General features: G+C 66.8%; 19 protein-coding genes and 1 pseudogene. 15 read left to right on the top strand and 5 right to left on the bottom strand.

From position 1 onward, the window contains the following. Nucleotides 1-70: 70 nt before the first annotated feature. Nucleotides 71-370, bottom strand: a complete 300-nt coding sequence (locus VFW69_RS09415; RefSeq protein WP_526500449.1) for a DUF503 domain-containing protein — start codon at nucleotides 368-370, stop codon at nucleotides 71-73. 143 nt (nucleotides 371-513) lie between these two features. Beyond that, a pseudogene (gene lppK / locus VFW69_RS09410) lies at nucleotides 514-1,119 on the bottom strand (lipoprotein LppK); the annotation flags it as partial. A gap of 306 nt (nucleotides 1,120-1,425) precedes the next feature. Here lppK and arc point away from each other — a divergent pair. Next, nucleotides 1,426-3,255, top strand: coding sequence for a proteasome ATPase (gene arc / locus VFW69_RS09405; protein WP_526500447.1), 1,830 nt, complete (start codon nucleotides 1,426-1,428; stop codon nucleotides 3,253-3,255). Nucleotides 3,256-3,274: 19 nt separating this feature from the next. On the opposite strand, the gene VFW69_RS09400 is transcribed toward arc, so the two are convergent. Beyond that, nucleotides 3,275-3,919: a hypothetical protein gene (locus VFW69_RS09400; protein WP_526500445.1), complete on the bottom strand. Its 645-nt coding sequence runs from the start codon at nucleotides 3,917-3,919 to the stop codon at nucleotides 3,275-3,277. Nucleotides 3,920-3,966: 47 nt separating this feature from the next. Beyond that, on the bottom strand, nucleotides 3,967-5,109 hold the full coding sequence (locus VFW69_RS09395) for a hypothetical protein (RefSeq protein ID WP_526500443.1): 1,143 nt from the start codon (nucleotides 5,107-5,109) through the stop codon (nucleotides 3,967-3,969). Nucleotides 5,110-5,375: 266 nt separating this feature from the next. On the opposite strand from VFW69_RS09395, the gene dop reads away from it, so the two are divergent. The 11 genes from dop to VFW69_RS09340 all read left to right on the top strand — a co-directional run bounded on the left by dop (nucleotide 5,376) and on the right by VFW69_RS09340 (nucleotide 17,619). After that, a complete protein-coding gene (gene dop, locus VFW69_RS09390; protein ID WP_526500441.1) occupies nucleotides 5,376-6,884 on the top strand; it encodes a pup deamidase/depupylase in 1,509 nt (502 codons plus the stop codon). Nucleotides 6,885-7,002: 118 nt separating this feature from the next. Beyond that, nucleotides 7,003-7,197, top strand: coding sequence for a ubiquitin-like protein Pup (locus VFW69_RS09385; protein ID WP_067352126.1), 195 nt, complete (start codon nucleotides 7,003-7,005; stop codon nucleotides 7,195-7,197). After that, complete coding sequence (gene prcB / locus VFW69_RS09380) at nucleotides 7,194-8,084, top strand: proteasome subunit beta (RefSeq protein WP_526500438.1); 891 nt, start codon at nucleotides 7,194-7,196, stop codon at nucleotides 8,082-8,084. The genes VFW69_RS09385 and prcB overlap by 4 nt, the downstream gene beginning before the upstream one ends. Continuing rightward, the gene (prcA, locus tag VFW69_RS09375; protein ID WP_526500436.1) at nucleotides 8,081-8,851 is read left to right on the top strand and encodes a proteasome subunit alpha; all 771 of its coding nucleotides are present in this window, start codon (nucleotides 8,081-8,083) and stop codon (nucleotides 8,849-8,851) included. Before prcB ends, prcA begins: the two co-directional genes overlap by 4 nt. A gap of 220 nt (nucleotides 8,852-9,071) precedes the next feature. Beyond that, the gene (gene pafA, locus VFW69_RS09370; RefSeq protein WP_156749990.1) at nucleotides 9,072-10,430 is read left to right on the top strand and encodes a Pup--protein ligase; all 1,359 of its coding nucleotides are present in this window, start codon (nucleotides 9,072-9,074) and stop codon (nucleotides 10,428-10,430) included. 207 nt (nucleotides 10,431-10,637) lie between these two features. Then, nucleotides 10,638-11,678, top strand: a complete 1,041-nt coding sequence (locus VFW69_RS09365) for a helix-turn-helix transcriptional regulator (protein WP_526500433.1) — start codon at nucleotides 10,638-10,640, stop codon at nucleotides 11,676-11,678. Beyond that, the gene (locus tag VFW69_RS09360; RefSeq protein ID WP_526500431.1) at nucleotides 11,675-12,646 is read left to right on the top strand and encodes a helix-turn-helix transcriptional regulator; all 972 of its coding nucleotides are present in this window, start codon (nucleotides 11,675-11,677) and stop codon (nucleotides 12,644-12,646) included. Before VFW69_RS09365 ends, VFW69_RS09360 begins: the two co-directional genes overlap by 4 nt. Before the next feature lie 93 nt (nucleotides 12,647-12,739). Then, nucleotides 12,740-13,018: a Sec-independent protein translocase subunit TatA gene (gene tatA, locus VFW69_RS09355; protein WP_463829759.1), complete on the top strand. Its 279-nt coding sequence runs from the start codon at nucleotides 12,740-12,742 to the stop codon at nucleotides 13,016-13,018. A 43-nt stretch (nucleotides 13,019-13,061) separates the two neighbouring features. After that, the gene (gene tatC / locus VFW69_RS09350; protein ID WP_526500429.1) at nucleotides 13,062-14,018 is read left to right on the top strand and encodes a twin-arginine translocase subunit TatC; all 957 of its coding nucleotides are present in this window, start codon (nucleotides 13,062-13,064) and stop codon (nucleotides 14,016-14,018) included. Nucleotides 14,019-14,037: 19 nt separating this feature from the next. Then, the gene (locus VFW69_RS09345; RefSeq protein WP_526500427.1) at nucleotides 14,038-16,809 is read left to right on the top strand and encodes a DEAD/DEAH box helicase; all 2,772 of its coding nucleotides are present in this window, start codon (nucleotides 14,038-14,040) and stop codon (nucleotides 16,807-16,809) included. Nucleotides 16,810-16,872: 63 nt separating this feature from the next. Continuing rightward, nucleotides 16,873-17,619, top strand: coding sequence for a DUF4333 domain-containing protein (locus VFW69_RS09340; RefSeq protein ID WP_526500425.1), 747 nt, complete (start codon nucleotides 16,873-16,875; stop codon nucleotides 17,617-17,619). 12 nt (nucleotides 17,620-17,631) lie between these two features. On the opposite strand, the gene VFW69_RS09335 is transcribed toward VFW69_RS09340, so the two are convergent. Continuing rightward, complete coding sequence (locus tag VFW69_RS09335; RefSeq protein WP_526500493.1) at nucleotides 17,632-18,588, bottom strand: 5'-3' exonuclease; 957 nt, start codon at nucleotides 18,586-18,588, stop codon at nucleotides 17,632-17,634. Nucleotides 18,589-18,714: 126 nt separating this feature from the next. Here VFW69_RS09335 and VFW69_RS09330 point away from each other — a divergent pair, with 126 nt between their 5' ends. From VFW69_RS09330 to VFW69_RS09320, 3 genes are all read left to right on the top strand, one after another. After that, nucleotides 18,715-19,842 (top strand): M24 family metallopeptidase, encoded by a 1,128-nt coding sequence (locus tag VFW69_RS09330; protein WP_526500423.1) that lies wholly within the window; start codon nucleotides 18,715-18,717, stop codon nucleotides 19,840-19,842. A gap of 35 nt (nucleotides 19,843-19,877) precedes the next feature. Then, on the top strand, nucleotides 19,878-22,166 hold the full coding sequence (locus VFW69_RS09325) for an alpha/beta hydrolase-fold protein (RefSeq protein ID WP_526500421.1): 2,289 nt from the start codon (nucleotides 19,878-19,880) through the stop codon (nucleotides 22,164-22,166). An 88-nt stretch (nucleotides 22,167-22,254) separates the two neighbouring features. Beyond that, nucleotides 22,255-24,960: a WXG100-like domain-containing protein gene (locus VFW69_RS09320; protein WP_526500419.1), complete on the top strand. Its 2,706-nt coding sequence runs from the start codon at nucleotides 22,255-22,257 to the stop codon at nucleotides 24,958-24,960. Nucleotides 24,961-24,971: the final 11 nt, after the last annotated feature.

Raw genomic sequence — 24,971 nt, 5'->3', positions numbered from 1 at the left:
TCGCCACGATTGGGCTAGTGGCGATCGCAAGCGCGGGGTAGCCGGGCGCCCGCGGGTCGCCACCATTGGGCTAGGCGAGGTCCTCGCTGCGCACCAGCGAGCGCCGCACGGACAGCAGCTCGAACTCGGGATGCGCGGCCACCAACCGTTCGGCCGCGTCCAGGACGTCGACGGCGTGGCCTCGGTCGCCGGACACCGTGGCGACGCCGATGCCGGCTCGCCGGTACAGCCCGTGCGAACCCGTCTCGGCCGCCGACACGCTGAACTTGCGCTGCAACTCGGCGACGACGGGCCGAATGACCGACCGCTTCTGTTTGAGTGATCGAACATCGCCCAGCAACACGTCGAATTCGAGCCAGCCGATCCACATGCCGCGGGTCAACCCGGCGGGTTTTGCTGATCGGGGGCGGGCTCCGGAGCGGGGGCGGGCTCGGGAGCAGGGGCGGGAGCAGGTTCCGCGGGCGGCGGCGGAGCCGGGGATGGTGGTGCGGGCGGCGGAGCCGCAGGTGGCGGTGGTGGTGCTGGTGCCGGCGCGGGCTCGGGTGGTGGCGGCGCGGGGGGCGGGCCCGGCGGGGGCAGAGGCGGGAGATTCCCCGAAGTCGGAGCCGTCGGCGACTTCCCCAAAGCCAACAGCATTTCGGCGGTGTGCCGCGATAGCTGCCAACCGCCCTGGAACGGAGTGAACTCCATCGGAAAGGTGAAGTTGGCGTTGTTGGCCTGGGCGGTGTGAACAGCGATGGTGGTCTTCACGTTCGACGGGTTCTTGTCCGACCAAGCGATGTCGTTCGCGTTGAAGGTCATGGGCAGATAGCCATTGTCGCGCAGCGCGCCGGTGAACTTGTCCAGGGTGGCCGCGCTCTCGGGCGTCGCGCCTTCCACCAGATTCACCTTGCTGGCGCCCGGAACGTTCGGGTCGGCGAGTCGGGTGAGCACGTCGGTGAGGGCTTCGGACGGCGGCAGGGGAGTAGTGACCGGCGCAGCAACCTGGCTCGACGAGGCGGGTGGCAACGACGAGGCGGGCGACGAACCAGTCTTCGGGTGAGGCGACGAACACGCCGAGAGCCCGACCGCCGCAAGGGCGGTGGCGGCGCTCAGCGCTACGGACAGTGGGCGGTGCATCCAGTCGGCCGGCCGGCTAGGCGGCTCTGGCCGCTTCGCGGAGGAAGGGAGTCGCTAAGGTCAGGCCGATGGGTGGAACCGAAGTCACACCGGCGGCGGGGGCTACGACGGCGACGCGGACCGAGCCTGTGGTGAGGCTTTTTGCGGTCACGGCGGCCCTTTCGATCATCACGATTAGTGGCCGAGATTACCAGCGTGACGAAAATCTTAACTTTTCGTGGGTATTTGACTACGTACATCAGTCGGCAATGGCCGGTAGCTTTGAAGTATCCGCCGCGCCAATTCGGTGTGGGAAAGGAGCGCAAGATGGGTAGCTCAGAGCGTTCTGAAGCTTTCGGAACCCCCCACGAATCAGAGAGTTCCCGCGGCGACGAGGCCGAGTTGGAGCAACTACGCCGCGAGGCGGCGATGTTGCGCGATCAACTCGACCAGACCGCCGGCTCACATGGCGGCGCCCGCTCCGCGCGCGATGTGCATCAGCTGGAAGCGCGCATCGACTCCCTCGCGTCGCGGAACTCGAAGTTGATGGAGACCCTTAAAGAGGCCCGCCAGCAACTGCTGGCGCTGCGTGAGGAAGTCGATCGGCTGGGGCAGCCGCCCAGTGGCTACGGCGTCCTGCTCGCCGCCCACGAGGACGACACCGTCGACGTGTTCACCTCCGGTCGCAAGATGCGGCTGACGTGCTCGCCGAACATCGAAGTCCCGTTGCTGCGCAAGGGTCAGACGGTCCGCCTGAACGAGGCGCTCACCGTCGTCGAGGCCGGCAAGTTCGAATCGGTCGGCGAGATATCCACGTTGCGTGAACTGCTGGCCGACGGGCATCGCGCCCTGGTCGTCGGGCACGCCGACGAGGAACGCATCGTCTGGCTTGCCGAGCCACTGGTCGCCGAGAACCTGCCGGAAGGCCATCCCGACGCGCTCAACGACGACACTCGGCCGCGCAAGCTGCGTCCCGGCGACTCGTTGTTGGTCGACACCAAGGCCGGGTACGCCTTCGAGCGCATCCCCAAGGCCGAGGTCGAAGACCTGGTCCTGGAAGAGGTGCCCGATGTCAGCTACCTGGACATCGGCGGCCTGACTCGCCAGATCGAGCAGATCCGCGACGCGGTGGAGCTGCCGTTCCTGCACAAAGAGCTGTACCGCGAGTACGCGCTGCGCCCGCCCAAAGGTGTGCTGCTCTACGGTCCGCCCGGTTGCGGCAAGACGCTGATCGCCAAGGCCGTGGCCAACTCGTTGGCCAAGAAGATGGCCGAGGTGCGCGGTGATGACGCCCGCGAAGCCAAGTCCTACTTCTTGAACATCAAGGGCCCGGAACTGCTCAACAAGTTCGTCGGTGAGACCGAACGGCACATCCGGCTGATCTTCCAGCGCGCCCGTGAGAAGGCGTCGGAAGGCACACCGGTGATCGTGTTCTTCGACGAGATGGACTCGATCTTCCGCACCCGCGGCACCGGGGTGTCCTCGGACGTCGAGACGACCGTGGTTCCGCAGCTACTCAGTGAGATCGACGGTGTGGAGGGACTCGAGAACGTCATCGTGATCGGCGCCTCCAACCGTGAGGACATGATCGATCCCGCCATCCTGCGGCCGGGACGTCTGGACGTGAAGATCAAGATCGAGCGGCCGGATGCCGAAGCGGCACAGGACATCTTCTCGAAGTACTTGGTCGAGTCGCTGCCGGTGCACGGCGACGACCTGGCCGAGTTCGGGGGCGATCGTTCGGCCTGCATCGGGGCGATGATCGAGAAGGTCGTCGAGCGGATGTACGCCGAGATCGACGACAACCGATTCCTGGAGGTCACCTACGCCAACGGTGACAAGGAAGTCATGTACTTCAAGGACTTCAATTCCGGGGCGATGATCCAGAACGTCGTCGACCGCGCGAAGAAGAACGCGATCAAGTCCGTGCTGGAGACCGGGCAGCCCGGTCTGCGTATCCAGCATCTGCTGGACTCGATCGTCGACGAGTTCGCCGAGAACGAAGACCTGCCCAACACCACCAACCCCGATGACTGGGCACGGATTTCGGGCAAGAAGGGCGAGCGGATCGTCTACATCCGCACCCTGGTCACCGGCAAGTCGTCGAGCGCATCGCGGGCCATCGACACCGAATCCAACCTGGGTCAGTACTTGTAGGCCTCGGCACCGCCGGTGGTCAGTCGGTCACCAACGAATAGCTGTTGGTCAGATTGTCCTGCAGCACGTGGGCGGGGCGCTGCGTCGTATCCACGCGCAATTCGTCGGTGAGCACGCGCGGTTGGTAGGCCCAGCCGGCCGGCAGGTCGAGCCGGTCGGCAAGGCCCGGTAGGTCGGCGCGCGACAAGGTGGCATCGGCGACCTGGCTCCAGGTCTGCATGATCCAGTGCTGGCTTTGGGGATCGATGAGTTCGTACACCTCTTGACCGGCGTTGAAGACGAACACCGTGTGGCGGTTGACTGTGTTGGGGATGTAGGGCGCCGGGTTCATCGACGACAACAGGACGGTGGCCTGCTGGATCATTTCGATCCCGCCGAAGGATTTCGTGATCTGCGGGCCCTGCCTAGGTTTTTCGATGGCGTTCATCAGCCAATACCGGGGACCGTTGAGCAGGGCTGCGGCCGCCCCGTGTTCGGTGGCGATGGCGTGCGCGTCCAGCGCCGACCACAGCTCTTGGGGACAGTCGTTGAGCGGGAAGCTGTTGTAAACCGTTGCTTGCGGGCCCGCCTCGCCGGGTGTTACGAGGAGTACCTCGCCGTAGCGCTTCCCGGACAGGTCGAGTGCGTGCTTACCGACGGCGCGGCCGGATTCGGGGGCGGACACAGGGTGAAATTAATCACTGGTGTCGGTGCCGTCAACACGACGGACGGTCACCGGGCGGCGCCGTGGTAGCGATTGCGCGCCACCAAAGCGGTGTCCAGGTCGTCGATCAACGGGTCGAGAAACGTGGACCGGTATTCCGCGTCGCCGGCGGCGCGGGCGCTGATGTACATGAATGTCAACGCACCGAGGAACAGCGTCATGTGGATCAGCGAGTCGGGCACCGGCAGCGTGAATCCGAACACCGTCGCGCTGCTCTTGTAGGTGTGGGTCCACTGGTTGAGCAGTTCGGGGCTGAGCACGATGAGCCCCAGAATCAAGTAGATCGCGGTGGTCACCACCGCCACCACCATGATCTGCGCCAGCTGGGAGACGGCGAGAACGAATACCACGTTGAGACGCTCCGACTTCTTCAGCGGTGCCCCTTCGGAGACGTTGGGCATCCCGGCGAACGGTGTGCCCGCGAGCTTTTCGGGTTCGTCGCGCGGCACCGTCGCCGATTGCAGCATCGGCCTGACGCGCTCTCGCGTGGCCGAGTTGACGAACGCCGCCGCGATGGCGACCAGGAAGGCCATGGCCAGAGCCAGCCGGTTGCCGCTGATAGTCGCGGCCATCAGCCAGACGTAGGTGTTGAAGAACACCAAGGCGGTCAGCAGCACGACCGGCAACGCCCGAACGGCCAAGGCGCCCACCGTCGCAAAGTGCGACAGCATCATCCGTACCGCCCATCCGAGAATCGATCCGATCCCGCTGCCGGTCAGGATCAGCACGGCGGCTACGACGACGGCCTCCTGTATGACGTCGCCGACGGTGACTCCGACGCACGCCACTAACAGAACCGACAACGTCGTTATCGCGGTGCGTGTCTTGCGGCTCCGCGACCGGGAGACCAGCCAGCCGACGACGGCCATCGACGGCAGGGCCAGCGCGAGCAGAATCAGCACGGCCAATTCTGAGGTCGTCGGTTCGCCGCTGATTTCGACGTCGTGACCGCCGGTGATCAGGTAGACCGCGAGGACGCAGGCCTGCAGCGCCGCGTACGCGGCAAGCATGGGCGCCGACCGCGTCCAGAGCCGCCGCCACCGCGCGCGCCGCGTGAGTACGGACGGCAAACCGCGTCCCAAAAACCAGCTTTCGGCCGCGGCACTCGGCTCGGCCCGGCGGCCAGGAGCGCGGCCGCGAAGTAGCTCCATGCCGGCTCACCCTACGGCCGCAGGTCACCCGCGGTGGCCTTATCGGAGTGGTTGCCGGACTGGCAATTTCCGGACATCGGCGGGGCCGCTGCCCGGTTCCTCCGTGCCCCGCCGCGCGGGCCGCTTCGTCGCGCGGCTGGGCCCAATTGGCCGGCTCGTCTGCGCCCCGCCGCGCGGGCCGCTTCGTCGCGCGGCTGGACCCAATTGGCCGGCTCCTCCGCGCCCCGCCGCGCGGGCCGCTTCGTCGCGCGGCCTACGCTTAAGCCATGCAACGGATTATCGGGACGGAGGTCGAATACGGGATTTCATCTCCATCCGACCCGACAGCCAATCCGATCCTCACATCGACGCAGGCAGTTTTGGCTTATGCGGCAGCAGCGGGCATTCAGCGCGCCAAGCGCACCCGCTGGGACTACGAGGTGGAATCGCCATTGCGGGATGCCCGCGGCTTCGACCTGAGCCGCTCGGCCGGGCCGCCCCCGGTGGTCGACGCCGACGAGGTCGGTGCGGCCAACATGATTCTGACCAACGGCGCGCGGCTGTACGTCGACCACGCGCACCCCGAATACTCCGCACCCGAGTGCACCGACCCGCTCGACGCGGTGATCTGGGACAAGGCCGGCGAGCGGGTGATGGAGGCCGCCGCACGCCACGTCGCCAGCGTGCCCGGGGCCGCGAAATTGCAGCTCTACAAGAACAACGTCGACGGCAAGGGCGCCTCCTACGGGTCGCACGAGAACTACCTGATGTCGCGGCAGACGCCGTTTTCGGCGATCATCGCCGGGCTGACCCCGTTTCTGGTCTCCCGGCAGGTGGTCACCGGCTCCGGCCGGGTCGGCATCGGGCCCTCCGGCGACGAGCCCGGTTTTCAGCTGTCCCAGCGCTCGGACTACATCGAGGTCGAGGTCGGCCTCGAGACCACGCTCAAACGCGGCATCATCAACACCCGCGACGAACCACACGCCGACGCCGACCGGTACCGGCGGCTGCACGTCATCATCGGCGACGCCAACCTCGCCGAGACGTCGACCTATCTGAAACTGGGCACCACAGCGCTGGTGCTGGATCTGATCGAAGAGGGCCCTGCGCACGGCATCGACCTGAGCGACCTGGCGCTGGCGCGGCCGGTGCACGCGGTCCACGCGATCAGCCGCGACCCTTCGCTGCGCGTCGCCGTGGCCCTCGCGGACGGTCGCGAGCTGACCGGGCTTGCGCTGCAACGGATTTACCTGGATCGGGTGGCCAAGCTGGTCGACAGCCGCGACCCCGACCCGCGTGCGTCCGATGTCGTCGAAACGTGGGCGCACGTGCTCGACCAACTCGAACGCGACCCGATGGAATGCGCCGAAATACTCGACTGGCCGGCCAAGCTGCGCCTGCTCGAAGGATTCCGGCAGCGCGAAAACCTGAGCTGGTCGGCGCCGCGGCTGCATTTGGTGGACCTGCAATATTCCGACGTCCGGCTGGACAAGGGCCTGTACAACCGGCTCGTCGCGCGCGGCTCGATGAAGCGCCTGGTGACCGAACACCAGGTGCTCGAGGCGGTGGACAAACCGCCGACGGATACCCGTGCCTACTTCCGCGGCGAATGCCTGCGCAGGTTCGGCGCCGATATCGCCGCGGCCAGCTGGGACTCGGTGATTTTCGACCTGGGCGGTGATTCCCTGGTCCGCATTCCGACGTTGGAGCCGCTGCGCGGCAGCAAAGCGCATGTGGGGGCGCTGCTGGACTCGGTGGACAGCGCCGCCGAACTGGTCGAACAACTCACCAGCTAGGTACCGGTTAACCGCGGGAACGTCGGGGTCGACCGGTAGGCTAGGAAAGACCAACGGGCAGTGTGGCTTGATCGGTGAATAAGCCATTCAATGGGCCCACACAACGCAGGAGGCGGCGATGGCTCAGGAGCAGACCAAGCGTGGCGGTGGTGGCGGCGACGAAGACGACATCGCCAGCAGCACGGCCGCGGGCCAAGAGCGCCGGGAAAAGCTAGCCGAGGACACCGACGATCTGCTCGACGAGATCGACGACGTCCTCGAGGAGAACGCTGAGGACTTCGTTCGCGCGTATGTCCAAAAGGGCGGACAGTGACCTGGCCTTTCTCTAACCGCCTGTCCACCAATTCCGCACTACCGGGCCACGCACTTCCGGCAAATCCCGCTATAGATCTCTCGTCGTTTGCTGATTTGTTGCGACGCCAGGCGCCGGAATTGCTGCCGGCAAGCCTGTCCGGCTCGCAATCGGATGCCGCCATGGGGCAGCTGCCGCACGGCACCACCATCGTCGCGCTGAAATACCCCGGGGGCGTGGTGCTCGCCGGCGATCGGCGTTCGACGCAGGGCAACATGATCGCCGGGCGCGACGTCAAGAAGGTGTACATCACCGATGACTACACCGCCACCGGCATCGCCGGCACCGCCGCCATCGCCGTGGAGTTCGCCCGCCTTTATGCGGTGGAACTCGAGCATTACGAGAAACTCGAAGGCGTGCCACTCACGTTCGCCGGCAAGGTGAACCGGTTGGCGATCATGGTGCGCGGAAACCTGGCGGCGGCGATGCAAGGTCTGATCGCGTTGCCGCTGCTGGTGGGCTACGACATCGACGCGCCCGACTCCGAAGGCGCCGGCCGCATCGTGTCTTTCGATGCCGCCGGCGGCTGGAACCTGGAAGAGGAGGGCTACCAGTCGGTGGGGTCAGGCTCGATCTTCGCCAAGTCGTCGATGAAGAAGTTGTACTCGCAAGTCACCGACGGCGATTCCGCGGTGCGTGTCGCGATCGAGGCGCTCTACGACGCGGCCGATGACGATTCCGCCACCGGCGGACCGGATCTGGTGCGCGGCATCTATCCCACCGCGGTCACCATCGGTGCCGAGGGGGCGCTTGAAGTGCCGGAGAGCCGCATCGCCGAATTGGCCCGCGAAGTGATCCAAAGCCGTTCGCGCGCTGACACTTTCGGTCCCGATGGTGGTGAGAAGTGAGCTTCCCCTATTTCATCTCGCCCGAGCAGGCGATGCGCGAGCGCAGCGAGCTCGCACGTAAAGGCATCGCTCGGGGCAAGAGCGTGGTCGCGCTGGTATACGCCGGTGGTGTGATCTTCGTCGCGGAGAATCCGTCACGGTCGTTGCAGAAGATCAGCGAACTCTACGATCGTGTCGGCTTCGCGGCCGCCGGTAAGTTCAACGAATTCGACAACTTGCGCCGCGGCGGAATCCAATTCGCCGACACCCGCGGCTACGCCTACGACCGTCGCGACGTGACGGGCCGCCAGCTGGCCTATGTCTACGCGCAGACGCTGGGCAGCATCTTCACCGAGCAGGCCAAGCCCTACGAGGTGGAACTGTGTGTTGCCGAGGTCGCGCACTACGGCGAAAGCAAACCACCTGAGCTGTACCGGATTACCTATGACGGATCGATCGCCGACGAGCCGCATTTCGTGGTGATGGGTGGCACCACCGAGCCGATCGTCACGGCGCTCAAGGAGTCTTACGCCGAGAACGCCGATCTGCGTGAAGCGACGCGTATCGCCGTGAAGGCGCTGCGGGCCGGTAGCGAGGCCTCGAATGGGGACCAGTCCACGCTCGACGTGGGCAGCCTGGAAGTTGCCATCTTGGATGTCAACCGGCCGCGACGGGCTTTCCGGCGGATCAATCGCGCCACCTTGGAAAATTTGCTGCGCGAGCTGGATTCCCACGGCTCGGGAGGCGACGGTGAGCCGTCGGATCCTGAAGGCGGACCCTCCGACTAGACACGCCAAACCCCGGACGGCGGGTGACATCCGCTGATGCTGATGGGTCAGATGGTGCCCAAGGTGCCGGTGGGCTAGCGAATGGCGACGGCCGCGGTGTTAGTCGAAGGGTGGTTAGGGGCGCCCCGCGGCCGCGCCCAAGGGTCTACGAAACACTTCGTCGGATTGATGCGCGCGGCATGCTCACCGTCGCGGTCGGACAACCAGTACCCTCGATTACGTGCAGAGGCGAATCATGGGCATCGAGACCGAGTTCGGGGTCACCTGCACATTCCACGGCCATCGACGGCTCAGCCCGGACGAGGTGGCCCGCTACCTGTTCCGCCGCGTCGTGTCCTGGGGCCGCAGCTCCAATGTTTTTCTACGCAACGGCGCCCGCCTATACCTCGACGTGGGAAGCCACCCGGAGTACGCCACCGCCGAATGCGACAGCCTGGTGCAGCTGGTCACCCACGACCGCGCCGGGGAATGGGTGCTGGAAGACCTCCTGGTCGACGCCGAGCAGCGCCTCGCTGATGAGGGCATCGGCGGCGACATCTACCTGTTCAAGAACAACACCGACTCGGCAGGCAACTCCTACGGCTGCCACGAGAACTATCTGATCGTGCGGGCCGGCGAGTTCTCCCGGATCTCGGACGTGTTGCTACCCTTCCTGGTCACCCGCCAGCTGATCTGCGGCGCGGGCAAGGTGCTGCAGACCCCCAAGGCGGCAACGTTTTGCCTTTCCCAACGCGCCGAGCACATTTGGGAGGGCGTCTCCTCGGCCACCACTCGCAGCCGGCCGATCATCAACACCCGCGACGAGCCGCATGCCGACGCCGAGAAGTACCGGCGCTTGCACGTGATCGTCGGCGACTCGAACATGTGCGAGACCACCACCATGCTCAAGGTCGGCACGGCCGCGCTGGTGTTGGAGATGATCGAGGCCGGCGTCCCGTTCCGGGACTTCTCGCTGGATAACCCCATCCGCGCCATCCGCGAGGTCAGCCACGACACCACCGGCCGTCGGCCCGTACGGCTGGCGGGCGGGCGTCAGGCCAGCGCACTGGACATCCAGCGCGAGTACTACAGCCGTGCCGTCGAGCACCTGCAGACCCGGGAACCCAACGCGCAGATCGAGCAGATCGTCGACCTGTGGGGCCGCCAGCTCGACGCGGTCGAAAGCCAGGACTTCGCGAAGGTCGACACCGAGATCGACTGGGTGATCAAACGCAAGCTCTTCCAGCGCTACCAGGACCGCTACAACATGGAGCTGTCCGACCCGAAGATCGCTCAGCTGGACCTGGCCTATCACGACATCAAGCGCGGGCGCGGCGTCTTCGACCTCCTGCAGCGCAAGGGTCTGGCCGCGCGCGTGACCACCGACGAGGACATCGCGGAGGCCGTCGACAACCCGCCGCAGACCACCCGGGCGCGGCTGCGTGGCGAATTCATCAGCGCGGCCCAGGCCGCGGGCCGTGACTTCACCGTCGACTGGGTGCACCTCAAGCTCAACGACCAGGCCCAGCGCACCGTGTTGTGCAAGGACCCCTTCCGGGCCGTCGACGAGCGGGTCAAGCGCCTGATCGCGAGCATGTAGCCGCACGCCGGCTCGTCGTCTGCACAAGAGTCCCGACGGCACCGCCGCGGCATCGAACGACGACTTTCCAACGTGCTAGCGCCGGTGCCAGCACGATCGAGGTCACCACTACCTCCCCGACTCGAGGCAGAAGTGGTGGCAGGGAATAGCGCGACGCGAACGGCCGGTGGAAGCGCCAGACGAGGACCATCGAATAATCTGGAGCCAATGGCGACGTCAAAAGTCGAGCGGCTGGTAAATCTGGTCATCGCCCTGCTGTCCACCCGCGGCTACATCTCGGCGGAGAAGATCAGGTCGAGCGTGGCGGGTTATTCGGACAGCCCCAGCGCGGAGGCGTTCTCGCGCATGTTCGAGCGCGACAAGAACGAGCTGCGCGACCTTGGCATCCCGCTCGAGGTCGGCCGTGCGTCGGCTTGGGACCCCACCGAGGGCTACCGGATCAACCGCGACGCCTACTCGCTTGCACCGGTCGACCTGACTCCCGACGAGGCGGCCGCGCTAGCCGTTGCGACGCAGCTGTGGGAGTCGCCCGAACTCATCACCGCCACGCAGGGCGCGCTGCTCAAACTGCGCGCGGCCGGGGTCGACGTCGATCCGGACGCGCCGGTCGCCATCGCGTCGCCGGCCGGGGTCCCGGGTCTGCGCGGGTCGGAGGACGTTCTCGGAATTCTGTTGTCCGCCATCGACTCCCGGCAGGCCGTGCAATTTCCGCACCGGCCGAGCCGAGCCGAGCCGTACGTCACCCGCACCGTCGAGCCCTGGGGTGTGGTCACCGAGAAGGGCCGCTGGTACCTGGTGGGCCACGATCGCGACCGCGACGCCACCCGCACCTTCCGGCTCTCCCGGATCGGTTCGAACGTCACGCCGATCGGTCCGCCGGGCGCCGTCTCCGTGCCGAAAGATATTGACCTGCGCAAGATCGTAGTTCAGACCGTCACCGACGTTTCGGCGACGCCGACGGTCGGACAGGCCCGAGTATGGGTGGCCGACGGGCGGGCCACGGCACTACGACGCGCCGGCAGGCCCGTAGACTCGCGCCGTCTCGGCGGTCGCGACGGCGAGGTGATCGAACTCGACATCAGATCCGCCGACCAGCTGGCCCGTGACATCGCCGGCTACGGTGCGGACGCCCTGGTGCTCGAACCACAGTCGCTGCGCGACGATGTGCTGGCCCGGCTGCGCGCGCATGCGGGCGTGGACGCTGTCGTTGCGGGGCAACCGCCGAGCCGCGGGGGTGGGTCCGCATGACACCCGTGTCCACCCGCCTGATCCGGCTGCTGAACATGGTGCCGTATTTCCAGGCCAATCCCCGGGTCACCCGGTCCAAGGCCGCGGTCGACCTCGGGGTCTCGGCCAAGCAGCTGGAAGAGGACCTCAACCAGCTGTGGATGTGCGGTCTGCCCGGTTACTTCCCGGGCGACCTCATCGATTTCGAGTTCTCCGGGGACACCATCGAGGTGACGTTCTCCGCGGGGATCGACCGCCCACTCAAGCTCACCTCGCCGGAGGCCACCGGCCTGCTAGTGGCGTTGCGGGCGCTGGCCGACATCCCCGGGGTCGTCGACCCCGAGGCCGCGCGCAGCGCCATCGCCAAGATCGAGGATGCCGCGGGGGCCCTCGGGCACGACGCGTCACCCGCGGCGTCGGCCGTCGACGAGCCCGCACCGGTGGAGAATCGGGCCGCCGCGGCGGTGCGCGCGGCCGTCCAGTCCAGGCACGCGCTGGCCATCGACTACTACTCCGCCTCGCACGACACGCTGACCAGCCGGGTCGTCGACCCCATCCGGGTGCTGCTGATCGGCGGCCACAGTTACCTGGAGGGCTGGTCACGCGAGGCCGAGGGCGTTCGGTTGTTCCGCTTCGACCGGATCGTGGACGCCACCGAGCTCGACGAGCGTGCAGCGCCGCCCGAGCCGGCGCTGCACGCGCCGCCGGACACCTCGCTGTTCGACGGCGATCCGTCGCTGCCGTCGGCCAAGCTGCGGGTGGCCCCCGCGGCGTCCTGGATGTTCGAGTATTACCCGATGCGCGACGTGCGCGAATTGCCGGACGGATCCTGCGAGGCGGTGATGACCTACGCCTCCGAGGATTGGATGACGCGGCTGGTGCTGGGCTTCGGGCTCGACGTGCAGGTGCTGCGGCCTGCGTCGCTGGCGCAGCGGGTACGGGATGCCGCGGCGGCTGCCGTCAGGTCCTACGAAGCCCTGAGCTCATAAAAGTCCAGGCGACATGGGTCAGGGGGCGGCGCGGGCCCGCCGCGACACGGCACTACTGCGGTAGCATCGGGTGAACGTCTGGAGGTAATCAAAGTGGGCAGTCTTAGTCCGTGGCACTGGGCGATCCTCGCGGTCGTCGTGATCTTGCTGTTCGGTGCCAAAAAGCTCCCCGATGCGGCGCGTTCGTTGGGTAAGTCGATGCGGATCTTCAAGTCCGAACTCCGCGAAATGCAGACGGAGAACAAAGCGGAAACGTCGGCCTTGGGGACCCAAAGCGAGGCCTCCGCGGCGAACCCCACGCCCGTACAATCGCAGCGGGTCGACGCGCCGGCGCCCAGCGAGCAGGGGCACAGCGAAGCACGTCCGGCGTAGCCGCCATCATCGTCGCGCTGCCCGAGCGCACTGACCGAGCATCGTGAAAGTCTTCAAGGTTTCAGCGCGCACTTCCGGCCTGCTGAGGCGCCTCAACCCTCGTAACCGGCGCAGCCGTACCAACCCGGACGCGACCATGTCGCTGGTCGACCATCTGACCGAGCTGCGCACCCGGCTGCTGATCTCGTTGGCCGCCATCTTGCTGACCACGATTTTCGGGTTCGTCTGGTACTCGCATTCGATCTTCGGACTGGAAAGCCTGGGCGAATTGTTACGCCATCCCTACTGTTCGCTGCCGCAGTCGGCGCGCGCGGAGATCACCGCGGGTGGCCAGTGCCGGCTGCTGGCCACCGCGCCGTTCGACCAGTTCATGTTGCGGCTCAAGGTCGGGCTGACGGCCGGCGTGGTGCTCGCCTGTCCGGTGTGGTTCTACCAGCTGTGGGCGTTCATCACGCCCGGGCTGTACCAGAAGGAACGCCGCTTCGCGGTCGCGTTCGTGATTCCCGCCGTGGTGCTGTTCGTCGTCGGCGCGGTGCTGGCCTACTTCGTACTGGCCAAGGCGCTGGGCTTCCTGCTGACCGTCGGCAGCGACGTACAGGTGACCGCGCTGTCCGGGGACCGGTATTTCGGCTTCCTGATTAACCTGCTCGTGGTTTTCGGCGTCAGCTTCGAATTTCCGCTGCTCATCGTCATGCTCAACGCCATCGGCGTCCTGCCCTACGAGCGGCTGAAGGCGTGGCGGCGCGGCCTGATCTTCGGGATGTTCGCGTTCGCGGCGATCTTCACCCCCGGATCCGATCCGTTTTCGATGACCGCGCTGGGGTTGGCGCTGTCCGTCCTCTTGGAGTTCGCCATCCAGATCTCCCGGCTGCACGACAGACGGAAGGCCAAGCGTGAAGCCCAGGCCGTGATTCCCGACGACGAAGCATCCGTCATCGAACCGGCCACCGCGATACCGGAGCCGTCGTTCACCGCCGGGCAACACGACGATGTCACCTGATCCGTCGCCGCCTCATGACGTGGCCGAGCTCGTGGAGCTCACCCGGTTCACCACCGAACTGCCCTTCGCGCTCGACGGCTTTCAGCATCGGGCGTGCGCGGCGCTCGAACGAGGCCACGGCGTGCTGGTCTGCGCGCCGACCGGTGCCGGCAAGACGGTGGTCGGCGAATTCGCCGTGCACCTGGCGCTGGCGTCCGGCGGCAAGTGCTTTTACACCACGCCGCTGAAAGCGCTGAGCAACCAGAAGCACACCGACCTCACGGCGCGCTACGGCCGCGACCGCATCGGCCTGCTCACCGGAGACATGTCCGTCAACGCCGATGCGCCCGTGGTTGTCATGACAACCGAAGTACTGCGCAACATGCTTTACGCGGATTCGCCTGCATTACATGGGCTTTCGTATGTGGTGATGGACGAGGTGCATTTCCTCGCCGACCGGATGCGGGGTCCGGTGTGGGAGGAGGTGATCCTGCACCTGCCCGACGAGGTTCGGGTGGTCAGCCTCTCGGCGACAGTGAGCAACGCCGAGGAATTCGGCGGCTGGATCCAGACCGTGCGCGGCGATACGACGGTCGTGGTCGACGAGCACCGGCCGGTGCCGCTGTGGCAACACGTGTTGGTGGGCAAGCGTCTGCTGGATCTATTCGATTACGACAACCAGAAACCGGCAGCGGATCGTCAACCGCGCGTCAATCCCGAACTGCTGCGCCACATCGCGCACCGCCGTGAGGCAGACCGCATGACCGATTGGCAGCCTCGCCGCCGGCAGGCGGGACGGGGAAGCCCAGGACGGCCGTCGCGTCCCCGCTTCTACCGGACACCGGGGCGTCCAGACGTGATCGCCAGCCTGGATTCCGAAGGGCTGCTACCCGCGATCACGTTCGTGTTCTCCCGGGCCGGCTGCAATGCCGCCGTCCAGCAATGCCTGCGCTCATCCCTGCAGCTGACCACCCAGGAGGAGCGCGCACAGATCGCCGAGGTGATCGAGCATCGATGCGGGGATCTCGCCGACGCCGACCTGACCGTGCTCGGCTACTACGAGTGGCGAGAGGGACTGCTGCGCGGTTTGGCGGCCCACCATGCCGGCATGCTGCCCGTCTTCCGCCACACGGTCGAAGAGTTGTTCACCGCCGGACTCGTCAGGGCGGTGTTCGCCACCGAGACCCTGGCGCTCGGGATCAACATGCCCGCACGCACCGTGGTGCTCGAGCGGCTGGTGAAGTTCAACGGCGAACAACACGTGGCGCTGACGCCGGGGGAGTACACGCAGCTCACCGGCCGCGCCGGGCGGCGCGGCATCGACGTCGAAGGCCACGCGGTGGTGCTGTGGAATCCCACCGAGGAAACCACCGAGCCGTCCGCGGTGGCCGGGCTGGCCTCCACCAGAACCTTCCCGCTGCGCAGCTCGTTCGCCCCGTCGTACAACATGACGATCAATCTGGTCCAGCAGATGGGCCCCGAGCAGGCACATCGGTTGTTGGAGCAGTCATTTGCGCAGTATCAGGCCGACCGTTCCGTCGTCGGGCTGGTCCGCGGCATCGAGCGGGGCACCGCGATGCACGACGAGATCGCCGCCGAGATGGGCGGACCTAAGGCCCCGATCCTCGAATACGCCCGGATGCGTGCACGCATCACCGAGATGGAGCGCGCGCAGTCCCGCGCGTCCCGGCTGCAACGGCGGCAGGCCGCCAGCGACGCGCTTTCCGCGCTGCGCCGGGGCGACATCATCAACATCACCCATGGCCGGCGCGGTGGGTTGGCGGTCGTGCTGGAATCGGCCCGCGACAGCTCTGATCCGCGACCGCTGGTGCTCACCGAAAACCGCTGGGCGGGCAGGATTTCGTCGGCCGACTATTCGGGGGCGTCCGCTCCCGTCGGTTCGATGTCACTGCCCAAGCGGGTCGAACACCGCCAGCCACGGGTCCGGCGCGATCTGGCGTCGGCGCTGCGATCGGCTGCCGCCGGCCTGACCCTCCCTGCCCGGCATCGCGGCGGCCGCGGGGACTCCGACGGCGGCTTCCATGACCCGGAGCTGGCGTCGTTACGCGAACAGCTACGCCGGCACCCGTCGCACAACACACCCGGCCTGGAAGCCCAGGTCCGGCAGGCCGAGCGCTACCTGCGGATCGAACGCGACAACGCGCAGTTGGAGAGAAAGGTTGCGGCGGCCACCAATTCGCTGGCCCGGACCTTCGACCGGATCGTCGGGTTGCTCACCGAGCGGGGCTTCATCGAAGGACGCGACGGCGATCCTCGCGTAACCGACGACGGCCGGTTGCTGGCGCGCATCTACAGCGAAAGCGACCTGCTGGTCGCCGAATGTCTGCGCACCGGCGCGTGGTCGGGGTTGAAGCCGGCTGAGCTGGCGGCCGTAGTGTCGGCGGTGCTGTACGAAACCCGGGGCGGGGAGGGTCCGGGGGCGGCCTTTGCGGCCGATGCGCCCACCCAGCAAGTGCGACAGGCGCTGCAGCAGACGTCGCGGCTGTCGCTGGCATTGCGCGCCGATGAGCAAACGCACCGGATCGCCCCGAGCCGCGAACCCGACGACGGCTTCGTCGATGTCATCTACCGCTGGGCCAGGACCGGAGATCTGGCCGCGGCGCTGGCGGCCGCCGACCCGGCCGGCACCGGATCACCCCTGCTCGCGGGAGATTTCGTGCGCTGGTGCCGCCAGACGCTCGACCTGCTGGACCAGGTCCGCAACGCCGCTCCGGACCCCGAATTACGGGCCACCGCCAAGCGCGCTATCAATGACATTCGGCGCGGCGTCGTCGCAGTTGACGCCGGGTAGGCTAGGCCGGAGCTACCGTTAAGCGCCGATAGCATGCCAAGACACAGAGGCTGAGGGAGAAAGATGAGCGGACCGCAGGGATCGGACCAGCAGTGGCAGCCGCCCGGTCAAGGTCAAGGTAGCGATCACTCGTCAGACCCGACTCAGGTGGCGCCGACCTGGCAGGATCAGTCGAACCAAGAGACGTCTTGGCAGGCCCCGGCATACACGCCGCCCGCCGATTACCCGCAGTACCAACAGCCGACTGAGCAGGCGTACCCGCAGCAGTACCCCCAGCAACAGCCGGGTTACGCGCAGCCCGGGCAGTACGGCCAGCCCGGCCAATATGGCCAGCCGGGGCAGTACGCCCAGCCGGGGCAGTATGGCCAGCCGGGCCAGTACCCGCAGCCCGGGCAATACCCCCAGCCCGGCCAGTATGGCCAGCCGGGCCAGTACCCGCAGCAGTACCCCGGTTACGAGCAACCGGGCAAGAAGCGGCCGGTCGGACTGATCGCAGGTGTGGGCGGAGCGATCGCGTTTCTGCTCATCGCGGTTGTGCTGGTGCTGGGCTTCTGGCAGCCCGGGTTCTTCGTCACCACCAAGCTGGACGTCAGCAAGGCGCAGACCGGGGTCCAGCAGGTCCTCAGCGACGAAACCAACGGCTACGGCGCGAAGAACGTCCAGAACGTCAAGTGCAACCACGGCCAGAACCCCACGGTCAAAAAGGGCGCCACGTTCGACTGCGACGTCAGCATCGACGGCGCGCCCAAGCACGTGACCGTGACGTTCCAGGACAACAAGGGCACCTACGAGGTCGGCCGGCCGCAGTAGTCGGCGGGCTCGTCAGTTCGGCAGCGCGTCCAGCGCTTTCTGCAGGCGGCTGATCGACGAGCCGACACCCAGCTCGGTCGCCAGTTCGGCGGTGCGTTGCGGATCGGCGGCGACCAGCGGTAGTTCGTCGCTGGCTGTCGAGAAGGTGACGGGAGCGTCTGCGGCCACCCGCACCACTTTGCCGGCCGCCTCGATGTAATCCAGCGCGGCCAGCAATTTCGCGCGCACACTCTTGGCCATTTTCGACTTCGGGTCGTGGGCGGCGGCCAGGATCTGCTCCAGCGAGCCGTGCTTAGCCAGGAGACTCGCCGCGGTCTTCTCGCCGACTCCCGGAACACCGGGCAAGCCGTCGGACGGATCGCCACGCAGCAGCGCGAGTTCGGCGTAGGCGGGGCCGGCCCTATCCACCGGCACGCCATAGTGTTCGGCCACCTCGTCGGGCCCGAACAACGTGGCCTTGCTCAGCCCGCGGCCGAGGTAAAGCACCCGAACCGGGACGGGATCGTCGGACACCACCTGCAGCAGGTCGCGGTCACCGCTGACCACCACCACAGGGTCCTTGCGTTCCCGGGCCGCCAGGGTGCCCAGCACGTCGTCGGCCTCAAACCCCTCCGCTCCAGCCGTCGGAATCCCGAACGCATCAAGGAGTTCGGCGATCATGTCGATCTGGGGCGTCAGATCGTCCGGGACCTCCTCGATGTCCGGCTCGTTCTGCGGCTCCACTTCTGCCACGCGGTGAGCCTTGTAGGACGGGACCAGGTCCACGCGGAACTGAGGCCGCCAATCGAGGTCCAGGCAGACAGCCAGCCGGCTGGGCCGCTGCCGGGTGATCACCACGGCCATGGAGTCGATGAATCCGCGAACGGCGTTGACGGGCCGGCCGTCAGGAGCGGTGATCGAGGACGGCACCCCGAAATAAGAGCGGAACCACATGCTGGCGCCGTCGAGCAGCACCAGTGGCGATCGCAAGCGCGGCGAAGCCGGGCGCAGCGGGTCGCCACTCGTCGAGCCCTGCGGCGAGCGGGGTGCTGGCATGCCGGTTATGGTCTCACGCCGCCGCGAGGCGATGCGCGATTGAGCATTAGCCTGGCTGCCATGGAGTCTCACCGTTTCGACGCAGCAGTGTACGAACGCCGGCTGGCGACGGCCGCCGCCGCGGCTGCCGGCGAGGGTCTGGCCGGGCTGGTCATCACACCGGGGTATGACCTGCGCTACCTCGTCGGGTCGCGCGCACAGACATTGGAGCGGTTCACCGCGCTGGTGTTGCCCGCTTCGGGCGACCCGACGGTGGTGGTGCCGCGGCTGGAGCTGGCGTCGCTCAAAGGATCTGCCATCGCCGAACTCGGCCTGGCGGTGCGGGATTGGGTCGACGGCGAGAATCCTTACGATCTGGTGGGTTCCGCATTGGGCGGTGCCCCGGCCGCGACCGCGGTCACCGATGCCATGCCGGCCTTGCACCTGCTGCCGCTGGCCGGTGTGCTCGGTGTGTTGCCGGTCCTGGCCACCGACGTGTTGCGCACGCTGCGGATGATCAAGGAAGAATGCGAGGTCGACGCGTTGCGCAAGGCCGGTGCGGCCATCGATCGGGTGCACGCCAGGGTGCCGGAGTTCCTGGTCCCCGGCCGCACCGAGGCCGACGTCGCCGCCGACATCGCGGATGCCATTGTGGCCGAAGGGCATTCGGAGGTGGCATTCATCATCGTCGGATCCGGACCGCATGGCGCCGACCCGCACCACGGGTATTCGGATCGCGAACTGCAGGTTGGAGACATCGTCGTCGTCGATATCGGCGGCTCTTATGAACCCGGCTACAATTCCGACTCCACGCGCACCTACAGCATCGGTGCGCCGAACTCCGAAGTTGCTCAACAGTATTCGGTGCTGCAACATGCCCAGCGCGCGGCTTATGATGCGGTACGCCCGGGGGTGACGGCCGAACAGGTCGACGCTGCCGCCCGCGACGTGCTGGCCGCCGAAGGACTTGCTGAGTATTTCGTGCACCGGACCGGCCACGGTATCGGGCTGTCGGTGCACGAAGAGCCCTACATCGTCGCCGGAAACCGTCTGCCCCTGGCCGAGGGCATGGCCTTTTCGATCGAGCCGGGCATCTATTTTCCGGGCCGTTGGGGTGCTCGCATCGAGGACATCGTCGTCGTGACCGCCGACGGTGCCTTGGCCGTCAACAATCGGCCGCACGAACTGATCGTGGTGCCGGTGCCTTAACCGACGCGACCCTCCTTCCGCGTAGGTTGGGGGTGGTGTCGATCCTGGATCTCCCGCTGCTTCCGATTCGCATTGCACGCCACGTGGTCGACGCGGTCTTGCGCTCCACCGCACCGTCCCCCGCCCCGGCACCGGCACCGGCACCGCCGGCTGAGCTCATCGTGGTCGACGGAATGCCCGAGGGGGTGCCGCCGGCTGCGCGGCGCCCCGAGCCCGAGCTTCCCGCGCCTGCGGGATGGCCGTTCGGCGAACAGTTCCCGCGCACGTGCGGCACCGGGCGAGTGGCCGACGGCGCCCTGTTCTGGACCGACTTCCTCTACGACGACCACGGCGCGACGGGCATCCCGATCGGCGACCTGAAGATTCAGGCACCGCCGCGCGGAACGTACGTTTATCCCGACGGGCCGGCGGCCGGCAACGGTGCCGACATCTTCCGCGTCGCTATCGGGCTCACCGAGACCCACACGTGGTGGCGGATCGACTGGAACACCTTGCTGGACGCCTCGGTGCCCATCGCGCTGTTCACCTACGACACCGACCGCGCCCGAACGGCGGACGAGGAGTGGCCCGCCGGAGCCGGCGTGCGCTCGAAGGGCATCGACATGGCCCTGCTGGTCTCGGGGAGTGGCGCCGCGCTAATCGACCTGACCAACCAGGTCAGGACGTCGGTCGAGCACAGCATCGACATGCAGTCGCGGTCCTTCGTCGCCCAGGTCCCGCGGTCGCTGGCGGAACCGACGGGGAGCTGGACGGTCCGCCTGGTCGCCGGTTTGGCCAACGCGGCGGGGGACGGGTTCGCCGACGTGCCCGCCCTGCACGGCGCGCTGCCGGGCCAAGCCAACGTCTACAACGTGGCATTCCGCACCAACGAGCAGGAGCCGCCGCACCTGAACTTCTGGTCGGATGCCGCCCAGGCCGCGGCTCTGACACATGGCGACGTCTCCGAGTTCGCGCTGACTGTGCCGTGGGCCCAGCTGGCGGCCCGCCAAACCGCTCCCGAGCCGGTGATCACCGGCCCGTCCACCCGGTGGTATGTGTCTTCGATCGAACTCGGCCAGGGCGTGGAACAAGGTTGGGCCGCCAACGACATCTTGAGTACCAAGCCGCAATTCCTCGGTCGGGTGCAGCCGTATTCAATCTGCCTGCCGTCGAGCTACGCACCGGGTCGCACGTTGCCCCTGACCCTGCTGCTGCACTCCCTTTCACTCGGGCAGAGCCAGTTCGCCGCGATCGACCCGCGACTGTTGCACGAGGTGTGCGAGGGCCGCGACTCGGTGGTGGTCACGCCGTTGGCCCGGGGACCCTCCACTTGGTACTTCGACAGCGGCGAACTCGACGTCTGGGAAGTATGGGCGCGAGTTGCCGAACAACTGGGCACCGATCCCAATCGCACTGTGATATCCGGCTATTCGATGGGCGGGTATGCGACGTACAAGCTCGGACTGAGTTACCCGCAGGTGTTCTCGCAAGCGGTGGTGCTGGCGGGGCCGCCGACGTGCGGTGTGCGGCTGCTACCCCACGTCGACATTCCCGCCGACCTCGACCTGGACTCGCCCTGTGCCCGCGAGGGTGACACCTGGAAGCTGCTGGTGAACGCCCGGTGGCTGCCGTACGTCATCGCCCATGGGCTACTTGACGAACTGGTGCCGTTCGCGTCGGCCGCCGAGCAGGTGCTGGAGCTGGACCGGCTGGGTTACCGCCACCGGTTCAGTGTTTACCCGCTCGAGGATCACATCGCCTGGGTGTTTCAGGACGAGTTCGAGGATCCGATTTCTCACATGGGAACCGCTCTGCGCCAAGCGGATCCGGGGCACATCACGTTCGCCTGGTATCCGCAACTGGTGCGCACCGACCTGGGTATCGGGCCGCACCAGGTGTGGTGGTTGTCGGAGTTGGCCGCCGATCCCGAGGTGACCGCGCGGCGCGGGACCGTCGCGGAAGTCGACGCGCGGTCATACGCGCGGCCGGACCCCACGCACACCGTCCGGCACCATCGCGGCTTCATCCCACACTTCGAGCCCACGCCCGGGTTGTACAGCGAGCTGGACTGGCAAGTGGGAAGGCCGGTTGGCCCGCTGCCGTATTTGACGTTGCGCCTCAACGGGGTTGCCAGTCTGAGGGTCGATATCGCGCGTGCCGGGCTGGCCGCGTTGCCGTCGTCGACCATCACGGTGGCCACCGATGTCGGCACCCAGATCACGCTCGGTGGCTTACCGGCCGGGGCTGATGTGCAGCTCGATGGGGAACCGGCCGGGCCGACCGTCACCGTGTCGCGCGGGCGCCACCGCATCACGTTGACGGCCGGAGTGGCTGTTGGTGAATGAGTTGTCGTGCTCGGTGATCGTGGCTAGCTTGGCGGAGCGGTCATCGGGTGAATAGCGGCGACGGGCGGACTGGGCGAAAATCCCGCACGTGGCTCCCTTGGCTGTCGATCCGGAGGCGTTGTACGCCGCGGGTAGCGCAGTGGCCGCCGCCGGGGGTGGTCTGGCCGCGAATCTGACGGTCTTGGCGGCAGGTTTCTCGGCCCATACGGGCGTGGACCGCGCCGGCGAGGTGTTCGGCTTGGCGTATCAAGACGCCGCCAAGTCGCTGCTGAAGGCGGCGGCTGCTGCGGTCAATGCGTGCCAAAAATGCGGGGCTCTTATCCAGCAGGGCGCGTCGAACTATTCGAAGGCCGAAGCGGCCTCGACGCTGGGCGGCGGTGGCGGCGTTTTGGCTGCGCCGCCCCCGCCGGCTGAGCTTGCCGCGCCCAAAGCCCCGGGAACGATGGGGCCCGGCGAGCCGCCACCGCTGCTGTGGGCGATCGTGGAGTCGCTCGTCCTCGAGTTGTGGCCCGACGGCGATGTGCCGGGTCTGCATGCGGCCGCGTCTCGTTGGCGCGATTTCGCCGCGGCGGCCAGTGGGGTTCAGAGAACGCTCAACGGATCGAAAACGCTGCTGGACACTCAACACCTGCCTGAAGGTGACAAGATCGATCACGCTCTGAACGAAATAGGCGCTGCCGCAGCGACTATCGGCGAGCAATGCGGCAAGCTGGCCGCCACCATCGACAAGTTCGCCGACAAAGTCGGCCACGCCCAACACGCGATTCGGGATCTGTTGCACCGCATCGGATCCCTGGGCGACCTCGGTCACGACGTCATGCTCATTATCGACGGCGACGCGTGGGACGAGATCAAGAAGATCGCCAAGGACATCAACGACCTATTGCAGCATCTCGGACAGGAAGCCCGGGCCTGCGAGCAAGGCATCAGGTTGCTCATGCAAGCGGCCGATCGCGAGATCGTCACTTGTGAGAAGTACGCGCGCCGCGGGCTCACCCAATTTTTGGGAGACGACGTGGGTAATCCGGTGGCGACCGCGTTCGACACCTGGATAAATGCCCATGAGGGCGCTCTCAAGGGTGCGGTCGGCATGGGGTTAGGCCTCGTCGACCTGAGCCCGCATTGGATCGCCGTCGACCCCCAGGGTATGGGCGCCACCTGGACTGGGTTGGGGAAGAGCGCGTGGAAGGGGAGTTTGTTCAACGCGCCCCTCCATCCCAGGGAATTTGCGGACGCGAGGCTGCAAGAGTTGAAAGGCCTTGTGCATGCCGAGGATTGGAGCGGAGATCGGCCGGGATTGGGCGCTGGTGAAGTCGCGTTCGACGTTGGCACGCTGTTCGCGCCCGGTCTCGGTGAGGGGGGCGCGGCGGCGGACGGTGCTGGTGCGGCCGCACGTGGCGCCGAGGGGGAGGCGGAGGCCGCTGGGGCAGGCGGGCGCGCCGGCGGGATCGCAGGTGCTCGGGATGCGCTGACCGGCATAACTAGGGGAAGCGCCGACCTGCCCAAAAACCTCGAAGCCGTCACCAAGGATTTGCCCGAGATCAAGCCTCCAACGAGTGGCAGTCCTGTGGCGTTAACACCCGGCAAGCCGATTGAGGCACCGGTCGAGTCGGCGCCTCGCCCGGCCGATGGAGCCCCTGGTGCGCCTCAGCCGCCGACGACCGCGCCCGTGCCAGAGGCGCCGAGACCTGTTGGTGCGGGCAGCCCATCCGACCCAGCGACCGCGCCGCCATCGACACCGGCGGTCCATGGCGGTCCGCATGATCCGGTGCCGCCCCCGGCAGAAGCTCCGCCTGCACCGGCGGGTACTCCTGCGGGCGGTGCGCATGAGCCGGCTTCGGTGCCGGCGGAGCGGCCGCATGAACCGGCGGGTGGTCCGGACGAACCGGCATGGGCGCCGGCCACCGGTTCGCCCGCCGAAGCAGTGCCGACCGCTGAAGGCGAGCGCTTGCTATCGGCGGTTCCGCAAACGTTTGACCATTCGCCGCCGTTGCCGCCGTGGGGACCTCCCGGTGAGGCAGCACCCTTCGCTGGCCATTCACCCGCGCCGGCGGCTCCGGCATCCCCCCACTTCGCGGCCCCGAACGGTCACCCAGCCGAAGTGCCAATGCCGGGCGGTGGCTGGCACGGGCCTGGTGAGGGCGGCCCTGGGGGTGGACACATACCGGGAGAGCTACCGCAGGGCACGAAACCGCACGGTGACGGCGACGGTGGTCCGACAGGAGAGGACAAACATCAGCCGCCCGGCCACGATGGACCGCCTCACGGACCCGACGATACGAATCCTGGGCACGGGGACGACGGACCGGCGGACGGGCTCACCACGGAAAAGCGCGACGAAATCATAGCTACTCCCAAGGGCGCTCGTCCTGATCCTTCGGACTATTTACCCTCGCAATATATTGAAAGTCAATTGCAAAAGTTCAACGATGGCGCAACCCGATTTATGCCGGAAAGCAATCTTGAGAAGTATGGCATCGCGCAGTGGGATGGAACATCATTTGTGATGCCCAAACATGAAGCCGATGCAATGACGGCAGCAACCGGAGGTGACTTGCGGGCAATGGAGACCGAACTCGGATTACCTCAAGGTTTGCTGGACTCGAATAAGATTGTCAGGATAGATATCGCCGACCCAAAGGACTTCAATCTACGGATTCCATCAGGCAACGAGGCCGGCGCGAACGAACAATGGATTCCCGGGGGCGTCTTACCTAACGGTTCATCGGAGGCTGTTGTGGATGCTGGATCGATACCGCCGGAGCACTACACTGTCACTCATGTCTTTGAGTAGAAAGAAATGTT

Source organism: Mycobacterium sp. (assembly GCF_036273375.1).
Taxonomy (GTDB): domain Bacteria; phylum Actinomycetota; class Actinomycetes; order Mycobacteriales; family Mycobacteriaceae; genus Mycobacterium.
The sequence above is the reverse complement of the archived record's forward strand: the minus strand, read 5'-3'. Positions and strand labels throughout refer to the sequence as shown.